Consider the following 17,041-nt stretch of genomic DNA (forward strand, 5'->3'; position numbering starts at 1 on the left):
ACGCTTCTTAAATGACGAGGGCAATATGTCCAGAATCACTGCCTGCTTACCCGCCCTGCTGTTTATTTTACTCAACGCCTGTAGCACTCCGCCGACGGTATATCCTGTATCGCAAGTACGCACAGGGAAAATTGAGCACGTCACAATCATTACTACCAACAATAGCAGTGGCATTGGCAGCATTGCCGGTGGGGTCATTGGTGGTATTTTGGCGGGTAACAATATCGGCCAAGGTACGGGTAGTGCGGTCAGTAGCGTATTTGGTGCGCTCTTGGGTGGCTTTTTGGGCAATCAAATGGAGCAGCAAATCAATCAAAAAACCGCACAAGAGCTGACCATTCGGATGCAGGATAATGGTGAGCGTTTAGTCGTCGTGCAAGATCCGCCACAAATTTTCTTGCTAGGCCAAACTGTCGACGTGATTAGCGACGGCAAAACGGCTCGTGTTCAAACTCAAGTGAGTAATAAATAAAAAAGGCTTGCCAAACGGCAAGCCACATCATACGTATATCGATCTAGCCATTACTTAAAAACGTCTAGCGATCAATACCCATTAGTACCCTAATCGCTGACACACCGTCGAAACGGCACCCGCCGCATTCAAAGTATAAAAATGCAAACCCGGTGCGCCGCCCGCCAACAGGCGATCGGATAATTCAGTCACAAAATCCAAACCAAATGCGCGAATCGAAGCGGTGTCGTCCGAGTACGATTGCAAACGCAACCGCAACCAGCGTGGAATTTCAGCGCCGCACATATCCGAGAAACGCTGCAATTGGCTGTAATTTTGAATCGGCATAATCCCCGGCACGATTGGAATATTCACCCCACGGCCTTGCACTTCATCGACAAAACGGAAATAAGCATCCGCATTAAAGAAATACTGCGTAATCGCTGAATTAGCGCCCGCATTCACTTTATTCACAAAGTTGCGGATATCTGCTTCGGCGCTCGGTGATTGCGGGTGAAACTCAGGGTAAGCGGCGACTTCGATATGAAACCAATCACCAAATTCTTGGCGCAAAAAAGTCACCAATTCATTGGCATAACGGAACTCGCCAAACGCCCCCATCCCCGATGGAATATCACCGCGCAAAGCAACAATGTGCTTGATGCCGTGATCTTTATATTGCTGCACCACCGAGCGAATATTTTCTTTGGTCGAGCCTACACACGATAAATGCGGCGCAGCCGAATGACCGGCGGCTTGAATATCCACCACCGCGCGCAAAGTGCCTTCTTGCGTCGTACCGCCAGCGCCAAACGTTACTGAGAAAAATTCAGGATTAAATTGCGCGAGTTGCCTCCGCGTGGTCGCTAATTTGGCTGCACCTTCATCGGTTTTCGGCGGGAAAAATTCAAAACTAATTGGACGCAAAGGATAGGTCATAGCCGGCAACTTATTCACATTCATCGAGACATGAATGTTACCACCAGCCCATTGGACGAGAGATGAGTAAAATTCATACACTGTACAAATCGATCGCGCATTACATCATGCAAACAACATCTTTAATTAAATGTGACCATGAATATACCCACAAAAATGAAATGGGAATAGTATCGCAATGGACTTGGGCATTCGACTCAAGCAAAGCGGTCAACCGATTTGGTTGTCCCCCTAAACAATAAGGATGAGACGACAATGGCACAATCACGCTCAAAAATGACTCGTTTAGCCACTTTACTCGGTGGTTTACTACTTGCAGCAAGCGTACATGCTGCATCTTGGCAAGAAGGCAACACTTACCAAGTCAATACTGTAGTCGATTACAACGGTAAAACGTATAGCGCATTAGTGACACACACCGCCTACGTGGGCGCAGGCTGGAATCCAGCTTCAACCCCAACGCTATGGAAAGAAACAGGCACCAGCAGCGCAACACCAACACCAACAGCAACAGCAACCCCACTAGCTTGCCCAATTGGGACCCCCAATCAATACGGATATTGGAAAATAACCAATCCTGTGAGCTGCTCAACAGAGTGGGTCATTACGGCAACCATGACGCCACCACCAAGCCCAACGCCAACCGCCACTGCAACGCCTGTTAGCGGCACACCTGCTTGGAGTTCTACAACAATCTATAACGGCGGCGCTCGTGTTAGCGTAGGCAGCGCCGTGTATGAAGCCAAATGGTGGACACAAGGCAATGTGCCAGGCGCCGATCAATGGGGCCCGTGGAAATTAGTTTCGGGCTCAGCAATGACACCGACACCAACTCCTACATCCACTCCAACACCAACCAAAGCACCTTGCCCGATTGTGACGCCTATCCCAGGTAGCACTTGGGTACCACCTGCGACTCCAAGTGATTGCGGCTATTGGATTCCACCAACGCCAACGCCTTCACCAACAGTGACAACAACTCCGTCAGCCACACCATCAGCTACGCCAACACCAAGCACCACGCCAAGCACTGACTTGCTTCCAAAACACGTGGTTGTCGGCTACTGGCACAACTTCGATAATGGTTCTGGTGTGATGCGTTTGAAAGACGTTCCAGCTGAATACAACATCATTAACGTATCGTTCGTAGAAGGTGATCAATCTGCAGCTAAAGGCACGGCCGCATTTGTGTTGGATAAATTGTTTAATGAAGCTGAATTCATCGCCGACATTAAACTCAAGCAATCACAAGGCACTAAAGTATTGGTGTCACTCGGTGGTGCCAATGGCGTTATCGTCATTGATTCGCTAGAAGCGCGTGAGCGTTTCATCAAAACCTTGGGCGACATTATCGCGAAATACGGTTTTGATGGTCTCGATTTGGATATGGAAAATAATCTAACGATTACGGCTCAAGATGATTATCGCAAACCAGTAACGCCACAAATCGTTAACGTGATTGCCGGTGTTAAAGCGATCAAAGCGCGCTTTGGTGAGAAATTCATCCTGACCATGGCACCGGAAGTGAATTATGTTCAGGGTGGTCACGGCTATTACGGCGGCACATGGGGTGGTTACTTGCCTATCATCCACGGCTTGCGTGATGACTTGAATATGCTGCACGTTCAACATTACAACACCGGCAGTATCGGTGCAACGGATGGCCGTCAGTACTCACAAGGTACCGTGGACTTCCAAGTGGCGATGACCGATATGCTGCTAACTGGCTTTAACCTCGGTGGCGATGTCAACAAACCTTTCCCTGCACTGCGCCCTGACCAAGTTGGCTTTGGCTTGCCAGCAACGACCAGCGCCGCGGGTGGTGGTTATTTGTCGATTGCCGATACACATAAAGCATTGGATTGCTTGATGAAATTGCAAAACTGCGGCTCTTACAAACCGGCGAAAGCACAGCCTGATTTACGCGGCATTATGACGTGGTCGATCAACTGGGATAGCAAGCAAAACTACGATTTTGCGAAAAAACACAGCGCGTATTTCAACAAATAAACGCTAGCGTGTAATACAAAATGGCGACACTGCGGTGTCGCCATTTTTATTTCCATCAACGCCATCGTCAAGATTTTGCATCACGGTTGGATGAGGTAAATTGCCACAGCTGCTCCATGGCAAGTCAGCCAGTTTAATAGTGTGTGAGTTACCGAAGATTAGAATCACCGTAAACCTGGTCAACAGCAGCCAGCATCTGAGCTAATGCTTCTGCAAAAGGCAACAAAGCAGCACCCGCATCGCCAGGCGAAGCGTGTAGTGCGGTTTCCAATTGACTTGCCGCAGCCGCCAATACCGGCATACCCAAGGTGCCCGCCACCCCTTTCATCGAATGCGCCAACCGCTCGGCACTGACATGATCTTTTTGCAGTAACTCCAGCAAACTGGCGTAGGCATCAGAATAGTCAGTCAGAAACTGCTTAAATAAAGCCTCATACAACACTGCATCGCCCATCAATCGCTGCAAAACATCACCGGTATTGACCCCTGAAATAGAAGGAACAATACCTTTGTCTATATACCCACCATCAACTTCAATCTCAGCAATATCAATAATATGCTGCCCGGCCCATTTGGCAACCGTAGCAAACAACACATCAGGCTGAATCGGCTTGGTGATGTAATCATTCATCCCTGTATCAAGACAACGTTGCCGCTCATCCGACATCGCATGCGCCGTCATTGCAATAATCGGTAGATCTTTAAAGCGCTCATCGGTACGGATTAATCGCGTCGCATAATGGCCATCAAGCACCGGCATTTGCAAGTCCATCAAAATAATGTCGCACGGCAAGGGATCAATCGACAACCAGCCCAAAGCTTCCCCCCCATGCTGGGCCAAGATGACACTCGCCCCCGCGCCAGTCAGTAGCTCATTGGCAACTTGTTGATTGAGCGGATTATCCTCAACCAACATAATCCTGACCCCATTAAGATGCTGACCTCGACTGGTTCGCACCTCATTGAACAGCGCCTCGGATGAGCGCGCCAGCCACAAGGTGAAATGAAATGTACAGCCTTGATTGGCCTGACTTTCCACCCAAACATCGCCTTCCATCATGGCAATCAGTCGCTTGCAAATCGACAAGCCCAAACCCGTTCCGCCAAATTTACGCGTCGTTGAACCATCCGCTTGTGAAAACGGCTTAAATAGCAGTTTAATTTGCTCGGGGCTAAGACCAATTCCGCTATCTTTAACGGCAATATGGAGCCGAACTCGACCCTCTAGCTGCGCCACCATATCGACATTGACACTGACGCCACCTTTTTGCGTGAACTTAATGGCGTTACTGACCAAGTTATTCAGTACTTGGCCCAATCTTAATGGGTCTCCCAACAGTGCCACAGGGCAATCCGGTGCCATATTCAGACTGAGCTGCAAGCCTTTCTCTTCTGCCTTGATTTGGTGCAAGGTGCGCAGCTGCGCAAAAATCGCTTCAAAACTAAACGGGATATTCTCTAACTGCAAGCGATCCGCTTCAATCTTAGAAAAATCGAGAATATCATTCAAAATATGCAGCAATGATTCAGCGGCAAGACTAGTTTTACTCAGATAATCACGCTGCTTCGCGCTCAGCTCGGTTTTTAAAGTGAGATGCGTCATGCCAATGATGGCATTCATTGGGGTGCGAATTTCATGGCTCATATTGGCTAAAAAATCACTTTTTAAGCGATTAGCTTGATCGGCAGCTTCTTTTGCATTGATTAATTCTTGCTCAGCCGCTTTGCGCAGCTCAATGTTTTCATACACGGCAACAAAATGTGTAATTTGCCCTGCCGTATCGCGAATCGGCGAAATCGACACCGACATCCACATCAACGTACCGTCTTTACAGCGATTGCGTAGATCTTTTCGCCACTCTTCACCAATCAACAGCGATTGCATCAGCTGCTCATGCACTACAGGTTTGGGTGTGCTGCCCAACAAAACTTCCGTGGGATTCTTACCGAGAATTTCCGTCAAGGTATAACCAAACGTATGTTCAAATTTTGGATTGGTATATTCAATCAGGCCTTTAACGTCCGTAATTAAAACTGGACTTGGACTAGCTTCGATCGCCGCCGACAACTGTCGCAAACGATTGGCGGCACGTTTTTGCTCGGTGACATCAAAGATCAACCCGTCCAAACATTCTGCCCGCCCTGCAGCATCACGCACCACTTGACCACGCTCATAAACCCAATGCAGCGCGCCTTTGGCGTCAACAATCCGGTACTCGACCGAGTAGCGCTCTCCGCCGGCCATCGCAGCATTCACGGCAGAATCAACCACAGGCAAGTCATCTGCATAAATCAATGATCCATAACTACAAGAAGGCTGCGGCGCTAAAAATAGATCTGAGGGATAGCCCGTAAGCACCTCAATTTCATCGTTGATATAGTGCATACCCCACGGGTAATCAATTTGACAACGAAACACCACGCCAGGAATATTGCTGGCTAATGTCCGAAACTGAGCTTCTTGCGCCAATAAGGCCGCCTCTGCATTTTGCCGAGCATCGACCAATTGCCCCATTAATACCGACAATTGCTCCAGATCTGCCGTTTTTTCATCCATCGGCGGCAGCCCCAAACTCAGCTGTAGCTGCCTTGCCGTTTGCCACAATGCGTCAATTGCACGCTGGCGCGTTGCCGCCTCAAATCGCAGTGTTTCATTGGCTTGCGTCAACTCGTCCGAGCTAATTTGCAAGCTACGCGACCCCAAAGCGACATCACGATCAAACTGACTATACGCCTCATCGGTCGCGGTAATCAGTTTACGCAGGCCAAGCAATACATTGGCCACCGCTCGATTTTCAAGCCCATCCGCGGTTTGCTCGATCGATTGCAACATCGCTTCAACCGCCTGCTCATCAACACAAGCTAGATGGCGCTTTAATTGACGAGCGAGCAGTTTGTTCATGCTTGCGATTCACTCAAAATGGTGATGGTCATCGTTTGATTATGTAATTTACACTCAGTCGAATTTACAAACGGGCTAATTTCGCCATAGGAATAAAATCCAGCTATGGCAATATGCTGGCCAAATACATCACCAACCGCTTCGATTTCTTCATCAATACGTCCCCCCATCACCAGCTTGCGACCCACGCAGCTCACCAACAAACCCAAACCTTGTCCAACTTGACTAACCATCTCTTGGGCCGCATTGGCTGCAGCTTCTGCTCCTTCAACCAAAGCATCATTGCTGGCATGCATCAGGCGCAAATAACCATCGGTTTGAATATCTCCGGCCAAAATCAAACTGCCATTAGCCTCATCAACGCCTAAAATTGTACGCACCAAGCCCATCGCGGAGTGATCTTGCCCCAGCATCTCAAAGGGAAACAGCAAGCCCGATGACGGCAATTGCGCCGCATATTCGCCAAGGTAGCGCTTATAGACTTCTAATGCGGGCTCGCCATCGAGCTCAAACAGCACATTGCCGATACTGCGTGTTACTTTTCGCGCAGGGCCAAATGGTTTCCAACCACCAAACGAACCATGACCGATTTGTACGCCAACAGGGATCGCCAGAGCCACCACGGTATTGCTCGCGACGCCGTCATTACTGAGCACCGCCGTTTGTCCAAATGCGGTCCCGTCGCCGGCCAAACCGCCCATAATCGGTACCCCGCCAGCTAAGCCACTGGCCAAACCTTGCACCAAAGCACTGCCATTGATATTAACGCCCTGCCCCAGCACCAGCACCCCCGATAAAGGCTGCTGATTCAAAATCGAAGCTAAGCGTTGCCCTGCTGCCTCACTGTCTTCCATACTCGCCAACTGCGTCACCGCGGTCTGCGGCACGCCAAACGGCCACTGCACCGCCGTGATCACGCAACTGTCATCATCAACACCATCGGCTGAAATTTCCCCCGCAGTTGAGCAACCCAATAAAGCAGCATCTGGAAACTGTTGTCGCAATATTGAAAAGCATTGCGCATCACTCAATAGGGCTCGACTCGCAAACACCAACAACCATTGCGGCTGAATGGCGGCTAAGCTTTGTAGCTCAACACTGAGCTCAGATAACTGTTTCACTTTAATTTGCTTAACTTGCATCGTGGAAGCCCTTATGAATGACTTTTCAGCTTAGCAAACACATCTTTTTTCGCCCAAAAAAAAACCGGCTTAATCGCCGGTTGTTATTATTTATAAATATTACTTTGTCGAATTCTGCCAAGCCTGTTTGGCTAAACCAATCGCAGCCACTCTCGCCGCAGCGACCGCATTCGCAATCTCTTTGGGATTAGCACATTGCGCCGCAATAGCCCCCGCATCCACAGCGGTGGCGGCGGAGCGCATGTTTAGTAAATATTCGCGCTGCGGATAGGCGCAATTCTCAAATTGATAACGTCCGCGCGCATCAGCGAGGCAAGCATCAAGTAATTGCGTAAAACGCTCAGAACGACGCAGCGCATCACAGCGCATCAAGAGCGCTAACACCGTTTCTGGCCGTAATTGTTCAGCAGTGTGCACCAGGGTATGTTCTCGGCAAACCAATACAGCAAGCTCTTTGCAATCGCTTGGTACACGCAAACGTTGGCACAGCGCTTCGACCAGCGGCACGCCACGCGCTTCGTGACCAATATGGCGTGGCAACACTTCCTGCTGCGTTTTCGCTTTACCCAAATCGTGGCACAGCGCGGCAAAGCGAGTCGCTAGCGGCCAACTTTGCGCGGCGGTGTAATCCAGCACCAGCATCGTGTGCAAGCCACTATCGACTTCGGGGTGGAAATCTGCGCGTTGCGGCACGCCCCACAGCGCATCGATTTCTGGTGCAATTCGGGCCAATGCACCGCACTCACGCAAGATTTCAAACATCAAGCTCGGCTTATCTTCCATCAAACCTTTGGCCATTTCCTGCCAAACGCGCTCGGCGACCAGATGATCGACTTCGCCATCTGCAACCATCTGCCGCATCAACGCCATCGTTTCTGGCGCTACGGCAAAGCCAAATCTCGCCGCAAATCGTGCGAGTCGCAAGATTCGGACTGGATCCTCAGCAAATGCGGGTGACACATGGCGCAGAACTTTGGCCGCCAAATCCGCTTGCCCACCATACGGGTCGATCAAGTTACCGTGCTCATCTTCGGCAATCGCGTTGATGGTTAAATCGCGGCGCAGTAGGTCTTCTTCCAAAGTCACATCTGGGCTAGCCTGCACTTCAAAGCCTGTATAGCCGTGGCCGCTTTTACGCTCAGTGCGTGCAAGCGCATACTCCTGATGCGTTTTCGGATGCAAAAACACGGGAAAATCTTTACCAACGGCTTGATAGCCTAAATCGAGCATCTGCTGCGGCGTTGCACCGACCACCACCCAATCGATGTCTTTGACCGGCAGTCCCAATAAACGATCCCGAACCGCACCGCCAACGCGATAGACCTGCATATTCTTTCCTTAAAATGAAGAGTTCCTTCAATTGCGCGAACAACTGCGATTACAATCTGATTATCGCTTAATTCACCCCAAGGATAAACGCATGAAAATCGCTAATAATGTCACCGAACTAATCGGCCGCACGCCGCTGGTTAAACTGAACCGTGTTACCGAAGGTTGTGTTGCGACCCTCGTTGCTAAATTGGAATACATGAATCCATCGCATTCAGTCAAAGACCGCATCGCAGTCAGCATGATTGACGCGGCGGAAGCGGCAGGCCAAATCGGCCCGGATACGGTGATTGTTGAGCCAACATCGGGCAATACTGGCATTGGTTTAGCGATGGTGTGCGCGGCGCGCGGCTATAAATTGGTGCTGACGATGCCAGAAACGATGTCGAAAGAACGTCGTGCGCTATTGCGTGGTTATGGCGCTGAATTGATCTTAACGCCAGGTCCTGATGGCATGGGTGGTGCGATTGCCAAGGCCAAAGCCCTCACTGAAGAACACAGCAATTACTTAATGCTGCAACAATTTGAAAATCCAGCCAATCCAGAAATTCACCGCAACACCACGGCGATTGAATTGTGGGAAGATACCGACGGCCAAATCGACATTTTAATTTCTGGCGTGGGTACCGGCGGCACGATTACCGGTATCGCTGAAGTCATCAAAGCAAAAAAACCATCCTTCCAAGCGATTGCAATTGAACCCGATGCCAGCCCAGTGCTCAGCGGCGGCGCAAAAGGCCCGCATCCAATCCAAGGCATCGGCGCTGGCTTTGTGCCAGCGGTACTCAATACAGCGATTTACGATGAAGTGATTCGTGTAACGAACGACGACGCGTTTGCGATGGCGCGTTTGATGGCAACACAAGAAGGGATTTTGTGCGGGATTTCAGCAGGTGCGGCAACGTGGGCAGCGATTCAAATGGCGAAACGCCCAGAAAACGCCGGCAAGCTGATTGCAATTATTATTCCATCGTTTGGCGAGCGCTATTTGTCGACTAAGTTGTTTGAAGGTCTGGCAGACTAAGCAAAACAAGGGTATCGGCCTGTAGACACTTAATAAAAATAGCTACAGACCAATACCCACTAAAACCCATCCACTCGCTCATTCTCATCGCGCCAATTGCTGACATCGCGAAACACCAATACCGCACCTAAAGTACGATTGTTTTCATCGCGAATTCTCGCCGCGCTTTCCTCAATTTGAAAATGTAAGCCCAACTTATTGAGTAAGACACTACGCCGCGCCCCTTGATTGTCGGCGCCTCCCTGCAACGAAGCTGTGACCAAATTAGCCAACGGCAAACGATTTTTCACGTCAACCGATTGATAAACTGCACCCAAAAATTGACCTCGCGCCATTTCTAATTCCCAGCCCAACAAGGCCGAAGCGACAGGATTAATATAATCAATCCGCCCATTCACATCCGTCGTCAGTACGCCATCGGCAATCGATTCTAATGTGGCCAATGCCCGTTGCCGCTCTTCGAATAAGGCCACTTGAGCATTGCGCATGGCAGTAACATTACGCCCAACCCCACGATAGCCAGCAAAAGAGCCGTCCGCAGCAAAGATGGGGCGACCTGAAACACTAAAGTACAAAATCTGATTGTTTAAAAACGCTTGGTATTCAAAGTCACGATACGGCCAATGCGACGCCAAAACACTACGATGCGCATCCCACTGCGCCTCACTTAAGCCCCCCGAGCCCAACTCCCAGCGGCATTTGCCGATAAAGATCGCTGGATTTACATCCAAATCAGCAAAGAAACCACCCGACACATAGGTAAATCTGGCTTGCGCGTCTTGCTCCCAAAACCAATCGCTCGAGACCTCAACCAATTCACTCAATCGATCCAACTTATATTGCAACTCTTGGGTCAGCGCAGCCCCCGCACTGATATCTCGCGCATGGAGTACATTACCTACCCAGTGCAAGCCTTGATTTCGCAACGGTTTGATAATCACATCGTATTGTCGCAAAACACCATCACGATCAAGATGCTGTTGGCTCAGTTGTACTGGCATCGCCAAATTACCCAGCTCAGCGGCATCAAATACAAACTGATTCTCGCTAAGGAGGCCTTGCTCGCCTTCAGCAAAACGCTGCTCGGCCACCGCATTGGCATAAATGACGGCGCCATTGATGTCTCTCAAAATGAGCGGATCGCTCACCGCATCGAGCATCGCTCGACTTTGGCGCTCAAACGTTAAGCTCTGAATTGACTCTTGCCCTTGAGCGGCCAATTCAAGTGCGCGTTGACGTTGAAAAAACCGCTGAAACGCTACAGCCAGTACGCAACTTAAAGTGCAACCCAATAAAGCCAAAAACAGGATTAAGCGTTGCTCTGATGGCAATAAAGCACCATGCAAGTTCGCAAACTCCAAACGCCATTGCCGCCCAAATATATTCACAATTTGGCTCTCTGCGGCCCCATATTGGCTAATGGCAGCCGACCATTTTTTAGATGTAAATAAAATTGTGCTCTCTGCGTCTCCCACCATTTGATTAGGGCCAAGATCCATGAGGCGAATCGCGAAACCAGAAGACTGGGCGTCGCGCTCAATACCTCGCAGCAATTCGCTCACCTTGAACCATACGACGGCACTTCCCAGATAGTTGTCTTGCAATAACTCCGCTGTAGGCTGCTCAAACACGTTTTGAAAAATCGGCAAATAAAGTGCGTATACATTCCCATTGGGCTGACCGCGCAAGTTAATCGGCGCGCCCCACGCTAAGCCAGTACTTAGCGCAGAGTCTAAATTGGCTTGAATCGACGGAACCTTGGCCAAATCCTCCCCCAGCCACAGGGCGGAACTTCGATTAAGCGGGCTAACCATCTCCAGCACCTGCGCTTGCACAGAGTCTGTTTGTACGCCAAATTGGGCATAAAACCCCGCGCCAAAATCAGTATTTGAACGATGCGTTAACACATACTCATCAAGAAGCGCATTAGCAACGGGGCGAATAAATCCAATGGCAAAAATGGCTGGCGCACGATTTGGAAAGTTGGTATTGAGTGCCAACTGATTAAACTGCCCACGTGACAAGCTAGGCTGCGCAATAAACGCCGCTTGGATTTGACGCAAAATGGCTTCTTTTTGATCCAGATCGGCAGCTAATTGCAAGGCGATCGCTTGCTGCAGCTCATTTGTTCGCTGCGAGCTAGATGACGTCATTTGGCCATACCACAAGCCGATCATGGCCGCGGTCAGAATCAATCCGCTCAAAAAAATCAAAATTGCGACTCGGAAGCGTTGAATGTTAGGCATCGCCAGAATTTACTCAAAATGGAAGGCAAAAAGACGCCCCACGTTTAACGGCAGGGCGACATGCATTACTTACTATAGAATGGAATGCGATAAATAGCTGTGTTGCACGCCAGCGCGTTGCAATTTATGCCTCGGGGCCAGTTACCGCCGCATCCGTTCCCAAGAAAAGCTGATACGCCAAGTTTTGTGTTTCTACCCAGTACGGATAAGCCAAACGCGTTAAGAACGCATTAAATTCAGCATCATCTTCCGGTGGCACTTGAATTCCGACCAAGACCCGGCCGTAATCGGCGCCATGATTACGATAATGGAATAAAGAAATATTCCAGTTGTCGCTCATGCCATTGAGGAAATTCAACAAAGCACCTGGCCGCTCAGGAAATTCAAAACGAATCAAACGCTCATTCACCGCTTGCGGTGCATGACCGCCAACCAAGTGACGAATATGTAGTTTGGCCAACTCATTATCGGTGAGATCAACCGCCGCCAATTGGTGCTCAGCGAGCTTGCCAATCAAATCAACCACTTCAGAACGATGCTGAATTGATAAGCCGACAAACACATGCGCCTCAGAATCTTTGGCGTAGCGATAGTTAAACTCGGTAACATTTCGCGCGCCGATCAAGCTACAGAAGGTTCGGAAACTGCCTGGCTTTTCTGGCACCGTGACCACCATAATCGCTTCGCGCTGCTCGCCCATCTCGGCTTGTTCGGCCACATAACGGAGGCGGTCAAAATTCATATTCGCGCCAGACGCAATGGCGATCAAAGTCTGATCTTGTACATTTTCTCGCGCCGCCCATGCCTTCATACCGGCAATCGCCAACGCGCCTGCCGGCTCTAAAATCGAGCGATTGTCTTCAAAGGCGTCTTTAATAGCCGCGCACATGGCGTCGGTATCGACCAAGATCACATCATCGACGAACTCTTTCGAGATACGGAAGGTTTCTTCACCGACTTGCTTCACCGCCACACCGTCAGCAAAGATACCGACCTGCGGCAACGTAATCCGCTCACCTAATTTCAGCGACAAATACATCGCATTGGCATCGGTCGGTTCAACACCGATCACTTTGACCTCAGGACGCAAGCGTTTGATATACGCCGCCATCCCCGCCAACAGGCCACCACCACCCACAGGAATAAACACCGCATGGATGTGATCAGGATGCTGGCGCAAAATCTCCATCGCGACCGTCCCCTGCCCTGCAATGACATCGGGATCATCATAAGGATGAACAAATGTTGCACCTGACTCGGCAGCCAGTTGTGTCGCATGCGCATAACAATCCGAATACGAATCGCCGATCAATACGACCTCAGCACCACGCCGCGTTACGGCATCGACTTTAATCCGTGGCGCGGTCGCCGGCATCACAATCGTTGCACGGCATTTTAAATGTTGCGCAGCAATTGCCACTCCCTGTGCGTGATTGCCTGCCGATGCAGTAATCACCCCACGCTCTAAATCAGCGCGTGAGAGTTGCACCATTTTGTTATAAGCACCCCGAATCTTAAATGAGAACACTGGCTGCATATCTTCACGCTTGAAATACACTGTATTACCAATGCGACGCGATAAATTAGGTGCGAGTTCGAGTGGCGATTCAATCGCAATATCGTAGACGCGAGCAGATAGGATGCGTTCGAGATAGTCTTTATTCATTCGGAGTGACCTTTGTTAAATCACACGATGCCAGTAAAAAGCACATCATGCTTGTTCCAGACGACAAAAAGGGCGATGCCTACAGCAATCGCCCATTCTAACCGCAAAAGTCCCTATTTACTTAAGCATTAAACATCACAATCACGATAAGCCATGCGAATTTCCTCTAATTTTGGTAAGCAGCGGAAAAAAGCCTCAACCACAGTTGGATCAAAATGATTACCCGACCCTGCTTGTATTGTTTCCAATACTTTTTCACGCGGCCATGGCGGTTTATAGCAGCGCGAATGTGCTAATGCATCGTAGACATCGGCCAATGCAATAATCCGCCCTGCAATGTGAATTTCTTCTCCTTTCAATTTGCGCGGGTAGCCGCTACCGTCCCACTTTTCATGATGCTCATGCGCAATAATTGCCGCCATTTTAAGAATCCGAGGTTTAGATTCTTTCAACATGTCGTAACCCAACTGCGCATGCGTATCCATTACGGCGCGCTCTTGAGCGTCGAGCACACCCGGCTTATTTAAGACCAAATCAGGAATGCCCACCTTGCCGATATCGTGCAGGGGGCTAGCCGTACGAATAATCTCAGCTTCTTCTTCATCCATGCCCAATTCAAGCGCCAAGGCATAAGAAAACTCAGCCATGCGATGAATATGTTTACCAGTGTCTTTAGAGCGGTTTTCAATCACCTCAGACAATTGATAAATAATGCTGCGTTGCGTGTCTTCGATCTCTTTATTGAGCATCAAGTTTTCATACGCAATCGCGACATTTTTGCAGAACAAATCAATCAAATCAGCATCAGGGTGCGACAACGCAACGGGGCCATCAATAATCAATAAATTCAAGGCCCCGTGCGGCGCTTGGAAAAAGCCAACAAAATGATCGGGCGCAAAAATACTTTGTCGCTTCTCTAGTGCCTCTTCAATCGATGGGCGCAAACGCTCCAAATCGGCCTCGGCTAAAGACTGACCACAAAACGCTTGGTAGCCTCCGGTCGCATACATGACCTTCAAATTATCGCTATCGCTCAGCGCTGCAAGACCACCACTAACCACCACATACAAAGCGTCTTGCTCAAAAAACAGTAACGCTTGCAGTTGCTCAAGCACGCCTTGTGCAAATTTCAGCACCGACTGCTGCTTGAAGATCGTTGTTGATGCATCGACGACTTTGATCAACCCTCTACGATTCGCTTCAAGCTGGCGTCGTTGATGCTCGATCAACATGATGTCATTGTACGAGCGCAAAGTACCCAACACGGCGGTGTATAACTTGTCGCGCGTGAGTTCGGTTTTGGCTTTGTAATCATTGATATCGTAGTTTTCAATCACATGCCGTTCTGGTGCCACGCCAGGCTGGCCAGTCCGTAAGATAATTCGAATGTGATGGTTATGAAGTTTTTCCCGAATATCACGCGCGACATTCAGACCCGCGTCTTCAGACTCCATCACCACATCGAGCAGCACCAGCGCAATATCATCACGTGTGGCCAATAAATCCAACGCCTCGCTGCCTGAGTAACACGACAAAATGTTCAATGGCCGTTTCAGAAAGTCGATATTGGATAGCGCTAATTTTGTCACATGATGAATATCGGGCTCATCATCCACCACGAGGACATGCCAAGGCTCAACGTGTACGCTCGATAGCGAATCGGTGTCGTCCTCTAGCCAGTTGTCATCATCAATCATTGCGCCCCCTTGTTAAATCCATTCATGCGGCTTGTCTAAGCTTGCACCGCATCATTTGGCGTTTTTTTATACTTCAATCTCAGTGAGGCATTGGATTACTTCTATATCGCCCTAAGCACCTTGACGCGTTATGTATAAGACTAGTCAAAAAATTTGAAATTGCACCATCGAATTGACAGACAAATTTACATCACGAACTACGCTCCCTTTAAAAAAGACCTGCCAGCCCCGATGTATTTTCCAACCTGTATGAAATGGAATGCATATGACCCAAATGACCCCGCAAGAAATCGTCCACGAACTCGACAAGCACATCGTCGGTCAAGCTGCTGCGAAAAAAGCCGTTGCCATTGCGCTACGCAATCGCTGGCGCCGTCAGCAAGTGGCTGAACCGCTACGCAGTGAAATCACGCCGAAAAATATTTTGATGATTGGGCCAACGGGCGTAGGCAAAACTGAAATTGCGCGTCGTTTAGCCAAACTCTCTGATGCACCATTTATTAAAGTGGAAGCCACCAAATTCACCGAAGTCGGTTATGTCGGCAAAGATGTCGACAGCATCATTCGTGATTTAATTGAAATCGCGATTAAACAAGTTCGCGATACCGCCATTAGCAAAAATCGCGTTCGTGCCGAAGATGCCGCTGAAAACCGCGTACTAGATGTGCTCCTGCCGCCTGCAACGCCGAGCTACGGCGCCGTCAATGGCGAAGACAGCATGAGCGAAACGCGGCAGAAATTCCGCAAAATGCTGCGCGAAGGCAAATTCGACGATAAAGAAATCGAGATCGACGTCGCCGCCCACGCGCCAACGATGGAAGTCTTTGCACCGCCGGGCATGGAAGACTTTTCTAGCCAGATTCAAAATATGTTTAAAGGTGCGATGGGCGATAAGAAAAAGTCGCAAAAAATGAAAGTGCCTGATGCCCTCAAAGCCTTAATCGACGAAGAAGCCGCCAAACTCGTCAACGACGAAGACACCAAGGCCGAAGCGCTACGATTGGTTGAGCAAAACGGTATTGTCTTTATCGATGAAATCGACAAAGTGACTACTCGATCTGAGGGCCAAGGCGGTGAAGTGTCTCGCCAAGGTGTGCAGCGCGATTTACTGCCGCTGGTTGAAGGCACCACGGTGACAACCAAATACGGCATGGTCAAAACCGACCATATTTTATTTATCGCCAGCGGCGCATTTCACTTAGCCAAACCGTCCGATTTAATCCCAGAACTGCAAGGCCGCTTTCCGATTCGCGTTGAGCTGAACTCGCTCACTGTTGAAGACTTTGCGACTATTCTGACTGGCACGGATGCTTGCCTATCCAAGCAATATCAAGCCTTGCTGGCGACTGAAGACGTTGAGTTGGTCTACACCGAAGACGGCATCCGTCGCTTGGCTGAAATGGCATGGCATGTGAATGAAAGCACCGAAAACATCGGCGCGCGCCGTTTGTATACGGTGATGGAGCGCCTACTCGAAGAGATTTCTTTTGAAGCGAAACGCGGCACGGTAACGATTGATGCTGAATTTGTTAGTGGCAAACTCGCTAGTGTGGCCACCAATCATGACTTAGCGCGGTTCATGCTCTAGCTCGCAGGGGTATTGCTGTTTATTCACTATTAAATAATGGCTAGATA

General features: G+C 49.5%; 11 protein-coding genes. 4 read left to right on the plus strand and 7 right to left on the minus strand.

The window, feature by feature from the left end:
- Window positions 1–25 precede the first annotated feature (25 nt).
- Window positions 26–472, plus strand: a complete 447-nt coding sequence (locus K4H28_RS10875) for an outer membrane lipoprotein (RefSeq protein ID WP_221005220.1) — start codon at window positions 26–28, stop codon at window positions 470–472.
- A gap of 81 nt (window positions 473–553) precedes the next feature.
- On the opposite strand, the gene metF is transcribed toward K4H28_RS10875, so the two are convergent.
- A complete protein-coding gene (gene metF / locus K4H28_RS10880; RefSeq protein ID WP_221005221.1) occupies window positions 554–1,390 on the minus strand; it encodes a methylenetetrahydrofolate reductase [NAD(P)H] in 837 nt (278 codons plus the stop codon).
- A 255-nt stretch (window positions 1,391–1,645) separates the two neighbouring features.
- Here metF and K4H28_RS10885 point away from each other — a divergent pair, with 255 nt between their 5' ends.
- Entirely contained in the window at window positions 1,646–3,400 is a 1,755-nt protein-coding gene (locus K4H28_RS10885; RefSeq protein ID WP_308443445.1) for a chitinase, read from the plus strand.
- A gap of 148 nt (window positions 3,401–3,548) precedes the next feature.
- Here K4H28_RS10885 and K4H28_RS10890 read toward each other — a convergent pair whose 3' ends face one another.
- The 3 genes from K4H28_RS10890 to K4H28_RS10900 form a co-directional block, all read right to left on the minus strand.
- Window positions 3,549–6,302: a PAS domain-containing hybrid sensor histidine kinase/response regulator gene (locus tag K4H28_RS10890; protein ID WP_221005222.1), complete on the minus strand. Its 2,754-nt coding sequence runs from the start codon at window positions 6,300–6,302 to the stop codon at window positions 3,549–3,551.
- Window positions 6,299–7,444: an FIST signal transduction protein gene (locus K4H28_RS10895; protein WP_221005223.1), complete on the minus strand. Its 1,146-nt coding sequence runs from the start codon at window positions 7,442–7,444 to the stop codon at window positions 6,299–6,301. Before K4H28_RS10895 ends, K4H28_RS10890 begins: the two co-directional genes overlap by 4 nt.
- 99 nt (window positions 7,445–7,543) lie before the next feature.
- Window positions 7,544–8,773 carry a multifunctional CCA addition/repair protein gene (locus K4H28_RS10900; protein WP_221005224.1) on the minus strand — a complete coding sequence of 410 codons (1,230 nt, stop codon included), beginning with the start codon at window positions 8,771–8,773 and terminating at the stop codon, window positions 7,544–7,546.
- Window positions 8,774–8,864: 91 nt separating this feature from the next.
- Between K4H28_RS10900 and cysK the strand changes: the two genes are divergently transcribed.
- Window positions 8,865–9,797, plus strand: a complete 933-nt coding sequence (gene cysK, locus K4H28_RS10905) for a cysteine synthase A (RefSeq protein ID WP_221005225.1) — start codon at window positions 8,865–8,867, stop codon at window positions 9,795–9,797.
- Window positions 9,798–9,856: 59 nt separating this feature from the next.
- Here the strand turns inward: cysK and K4H28_RS10910 are convergent, their stop codons facing one another.
- The 3 genes from K4H28_RS10910 to K4H28_RS10920 form a co-directional block, all read right to left on the minus strand.
- Window positions 9,857–11,950 (minus strand): PAS domain-containing protein, encoded by a 2,094-nt coding sequence (locus K4H28_RS10910; RefSeq protein WP_221005226.1) that lies wholly within the window; start codon window positions 11,948–11,950, stop codon window positions 9,857–9,859.
- 217 nt (window positions 11,951–12,167) lie between these two features.
- Window positions 12,168–13,709, minus strand: a complete 1,542-nt coding sequence (ilvA, locus tag K4H28_RS10915; protein WP_221005227.1) for a threonine ammonia-lyase, biosynthetic — start codon at window positions 13,707–13,709, stop codon at window positions 12,168–12,170.
- Window positions 13,710–13,837: 128 nt separating this feature from the next.
- Window positions 13,838–15,406, minus strand: coding sequence for a response regulator (locus K4H28_RS10920; RefSeq protein WP_221005228.1), 1,569 nt, complete (start codon window positions 15,404–15,406; stop codon window positions 13,838–13,840).
- A 265-nt stretch (window positions 15,407–15,671) separates the two neighbouring features.
- Between K4H28_RS10920 and hslU the strand changes: the two genes are divergently transcribed.
- The gene (hslU, locus tag K4H28_RS10925) at window positions 15,672–16,994 is read left to right on the plus strand and encodes an ATP-dependent protease ATPase subunit HslU (RefSeq protein ID WP_308443446.1); all 1,323 of its coding nucleotides are present in this window, start codon (window positions 15,672–15,674) and stop codon (window positions 16,992–16,994) included.
- Window positions 16,995–17,041 lie beyond the last annotated feature (47 nt).

Source organism: Deefgea tanakiae, assembly GCF_019665765.1.
Classification (GTDB): Bacteria; Pseudomonadota; Gammaproteobacteria; order Burkholderiales; family Chitinibacteraceae; genus Deefgea; species Deefgea tanakiae.